The organism is Povalibacter sp., assembly GCF_036520495.1.
Classification (GTDB): domain Bacteria; phylum Pseudomonadota; class Gammaproteobacteria; order Steroidobacterales; family Steroidobacteraceae; genus Steroidobacter.
In genome coordinates this window covers 1-4,354 of sequence record NZ_DATDJO010000045.1, presented here as the reverse complement: position 1 = coordinate 4,354, position 4,354 = coordinate 1, and the positions used below count along the sequence as shown (strand labels likewise).

General features: G+C 63.0%; 3 protein-coding genes. 1 reads left to right on the top strand and 2 read right to left on the bottom strand.

The window, feature by feature from the left end:
• Positions 1–770: 770 nt before the first annotated feature.
• Positions 771–2,411 carry a Na+/H+ antiporter gene (locus VIZ63_RS16600; RefSeq protein WP_331610795.1) on the top strand — a complete coding sequence of 547 codons (1,641 nt, stop codon included), beginning with the start codon at positions 771–773 and terminating at the stop codon, positions 2,409–2,411.
• 84 nt (positions 2,412–2,495) lie between these two features.
• On the opposite strand, the gene VIZ63_RS16595 is transcribed toward VIZ63_RS16600, so the two are convergent.
• Together VIZ63_RS16595 and VIZ63_RS16590 are read right to left on the bottom strand one after the other, a co-directional pair.
• Positions 2,496–3,383: a DUF1028 domain-containing protein gene (locus tag VIZ63_RS16595; RefSeq protein ID WP_331610794.1), complete on the bottom strand. Its 888-nt coding sequence runs from the start codon at positions 3,381–3,383 to the stop codon at positions 2,496–2,498.
• Between the two features lie 217 nt (positions 3,384–3,600).
• The coding region (locus tag VIZ63_RS16590; RefSeq protein WP_331610793.1) for a hypothetical protein at positions 3,601–4,354 on the bottom strand (754 nt) is incomplete at its 5' end.

The window sequence follows — 4,354 nt, the reverse complement described above, 5'->3', positions numbered from 1 at the left end:
CGCTCGAGGCGGCGACGATCGCGGAGATACGCCTGCGACGCTCCTCGAAGGTGTAGTGGCCTGTCGGCGCAGCGTCGAGGGGCGCGCTTTTCGTCGCTACCGCAATATCTGCACCGATTGCCAACTCACTTTGTCCCATTTTTGGATACCTTCACGGGCGGATTACCGTTCGTCTGTGCCCGGCTGGTGAGGCTGCAATCGCCATGCCACGCTCGTGAAGGTCAGGCGCTGAAGTCGGGCCCACGCGAATATTCGATTACTCCCACCTGACGGAGAGGGAATGCGCAGGACGATCGGCAGAATCTTGCCGATCCACGGAATCCCATCGGCGGAAAGCGGCCTATGCGTGACCGTCGACGATGAATCGCCTCTTCTGGTATCTGCCGCCAACGATTGACCACGGTCGACGGGCCCGCGCCGCCAAACACATTGACGTACGGATACGCGGCACTACAAAGATTCTCCCCCATTCGCACTGAGCACCATCGGAGGACCTCGGCTCGGTTCGCGATCAGAACTCCTGCCACTGCGTGTCGCTGCCGCTCGTCTTGGTACGTCGCGGTGCCGCTGCACGGGGCGCTGGCTTCTTCACTGCTTTCACCGGCCGGGGCACGGCGTCACGTGAGGGCGAGCACCCTGTCACGGCCGCGCCTGGGAAGCGTCTCGGGAAATCGATATGTGTGCGGAAATCCGGGTATATCTCCGACGCCACTCTTCTGCCTCGACACGGCACAATAGCGGCGCGCATCGGATCAATGGAGTACACGGTCATGGAAAGCATTACCGTCTCGCTGTTCCTGCTGCTGGCGGTCGTCATCAGCGGCTGGCTGCAGCGGGGTCTGCCCTGGTCAGTGCCGCTGCCGATCGTGCAGATCGCACTCGGTGCATTGATCGCGATGGTCGTCCAATCGCCGGTGGCGCTGGACCCGGACGTGTTCTTCCTCCTGTTCCTGCCGCCCCTGCTGTTTCTCGACGGCTGGCGCATTCCCAAGGATGGTCTGTTCCGCGATCGGGACACCATCCTGGAACTGGCCGTGGGACTCGTGATCTTCACGGTGCTCGGACTGGGTTTCCTGATCAACTGGATGATACCGTCCATGCCGCTGCCGGTTGCGTTCGCGCTGGCCGCCATCGTCTCGCCCACCGATCCGGTCGCTGTCTCGGCGTTGTCCTCGCGCGCACCGATTCCCAAACGCCTGCTGCACATCCTCGAAGGCGAGTCGCTGCTCAACGATGCCTCTGGCCTCGTTTGCATGCGTCTCGCGGTCGTGGCTGCCATGACCGGCGTGTTCTCGCTGCTCGATGCGCTCGGCACGTTCCTGTGGCTCGCCCTGGGTGGCATCACCGTCGGCGTCCTCGTCACCTGGGCGATCACACGCATCAAGGACTGGATAGCCCGCCGTCTCGGCGAGGACTCTGGCTCACAGATCCTGGTCAGCCTGCTCATCCCTTTCGGCGCCTATATGCTGGCGGAGCATCTGCATTGCTCCGGCATCCTGGCCGCGGTCGCTGCTGGCATTACGATGAGTTATGCGGAACTCAGCGGCCGCGCGCTCGCGACCACCCGCATGCGTCGCACCGGCGTATGGGACACGATTCAATTCACGGTCAACGGCATCATCTTCGTGCTGCTTGGCGAGCAGTTGCCCAAGCTCATCGAAGGCGCCGCCCGGGTCGTGGACGAGACAGGACATCAAGATCCGCTCTGGCTCATCGTCTATGTCATCGCAATCAATGCGGCGCTCGGTGCGCTGCGCTTCCTCTGGGTCTGGGTATCGTTGCGACTGACCCTGTTCCGTGGATCGACGCCCGGCGCGCCGGCTAAGCGCCCCAGCTGGCGCCTGGTTGCTGCCACCTCGCTCGCCGGGGTCCGCGGCGCCATCACGCTCGCCGGCGTGCTGACCCTGCCATTGACCCTCTCCGACGGCTCCCCATTCCCGGCGCGCGATCTCGCGATCTTCCTCGCTGCTGGCGTGATTCTGATTTCACTGGTGGCGGCCACCGTCGGTCTGCCCTTCCTGCTCCGTGGCCTGCAGATTCCCGCCGAGCCCGCGCATGATGCACAGGAAGACCGGGCGCGAATCGCGGCCGCCGATGCGGCTATCAAGGCAATCGAACGCGCGCAGCAAACGCTGGCGCAGGATCGTCCGGATGCCGATGTCTATGCTGCCACCGGCGCACGGATCATGGATGTGTACCGCACGCGCATCGACACCCAGCATCGCAGCGTCGAGGAAAACGCCAGGATGCGTCGCGTCGATGAGATCGAAAACCAGCTGCGCCTCGCGGGCCTGCAGGCAGAACGCGAGGAACTCTATCGCCTGGGTCGCGCGCGGCAGGTATCAGAGGATGTGGTACGCAAGCTGGTGCGGGAAATCGATCTGGCGGAGACGCGGCTTACCTCCGCCTGAGCCTGCAGTGCCGATACGATCGAAGGACATCGTGCAGCGGCCACGACGTCGGCAACTGCCCGATGAGGTAAACGGCTTCGAGCCTCAGGTCTCTGGCTGATACAACGTCGGCGGCGGTGGCGCCAATCGCTGCGCGCCGGACTTCACCCACGCGTCATAGCGCATGCGCAGCGTGCGTACCGGATTGGCGCTTTCGCCGCGCTTGATGTCGTTGTCCATCACGCTGATGTACGCAAAGTATTTGCCGTCATTGTGAGTGACGCCCTGCTCGTCGTTCTTCTCCGCGATGGCGATGTAGGAAACGTGCGCGGTCTTGTTGTCGCATGGAACGAACTCCATCGGGTTCGATCCGCAGTTGCAGCGATGATCTCCGCCGTTGACGTCCGCCGCTTCCATCGCCGCCATCACGCGATCGGCCAGCGTGCCGGTGGCGCGGGTGAATGCGAGTGCAGCCAGATGCACCACCTGATCGCCGAGCAGCGTGTTGCCCTGAACCTGATAGTGGATGTCCGGACCGACCTGGCCGCCGAAGTACAACGACGAGCGCGAGTTGCCGGTGCCGTTGAATCCGGCGCGGTTGTTGCTCGCGGTGATGTCCTTGCCGTTGGGGATGGACACGATGCCGAACTGTCGCCGCTCGATGTTCGGATCCTTCCTGAGCATTTCGATGATGTCGGCGGGTGGTGTGCCCTTCTTCAGTTCCCGGTAGACCAGCATCTGGTTCTCGTGCGTGTTGTCAGCACCTGCCTGGCAAGCCGCCACACCCACGCCGGGCACGATCACCGCCTGGAGGTCCATCAGGTCACGTGCAGCGTTGGGCTCGCGCTTCGGAAATGCCTCTTGCCGGACGCAGGTCGCCGACGCGATCACCACCTGACCGCTCCGCGCATCCAGCGCGATCACCGACCACGTCGCCCATGCAGGCGTCGAGCCCGCGAGCAGAATGAATGCCAACGCAAGGTATTTCATCATCGAGCCATCCCCCATTCTTCATCCAGGCATAACAAGCATCAAAAGCAGCGGCTTTGTGCACAGCGAGGTCGGATCGCCGACTGCATCGAGACGCCGACGAGCAGAACCGGATGCCCCGATGCACGCACACCCGTCAGCAGCCCTCCGATGATGGCCCCAAAAAAAAGCGGGGACCGGTTGCCCGATCCCCGCTTCGTTCTATCGCGAGACGCTCACGTTAGAAAGTCAGGCGGTAGCCCAGCGTGTACCGACGACCGATACGGTCGTAGTCCACGTTCGACTGACCCTGGTAATAGCCGGCACCGAAGCTGCCAGCGATCATCGGCGGATCCTCATTGGTCAGGTTGTCGATCACCCCGTAAATCTCGCCCCAGTTGCCCAGGTCATAGTTCAACGTGAGCTTCAACAGCTGGGATGAGTCGATCTGGTTCCTGTTGATGGTCGTGAAGCCCGCACCGCCTGGAACGTCGGCTGGGCAGTCCGCCTCACAGGCAAACAGGCCGCGGGCGTACGTGCCCGAGCTGAGGCCTTGCAACGAGAGCGTTGCCGTCACCGGCTCCAGGGCGTACGTCACGGACGTGAGGTAACGGTAGCGCGGCGCAGTCGTACCGGAGTTGATCCCCGTTACACCGCCCGTGCTGTTGACACCGCGACCATTCAGTTCGCCGTTGATTGGATCCTGGGTCTTCAACCGCATGATGAAGGACGCCATGCCATACCAGCGCAGGTCACCCTTCGGCAGCGGGATGGAGTAGTTGGCATTGACGTCGATGCCATTCTCCTTCACGCCAGCCAGGTTGAGCGGCGCGCCGGTGATCAAGGACACCTGGTTGAACACGCCATTCGCTGTCGCCGGCCCCTCACGCTCGATCATGTCGCAGAACGGGTTGCCTGCGAGAGTTCCTGCATCCCGGTAGTGGTTGAAGCACTGCGCCAGGATGGTGCCGTTGCCGAACGAAGAAATGGCATCA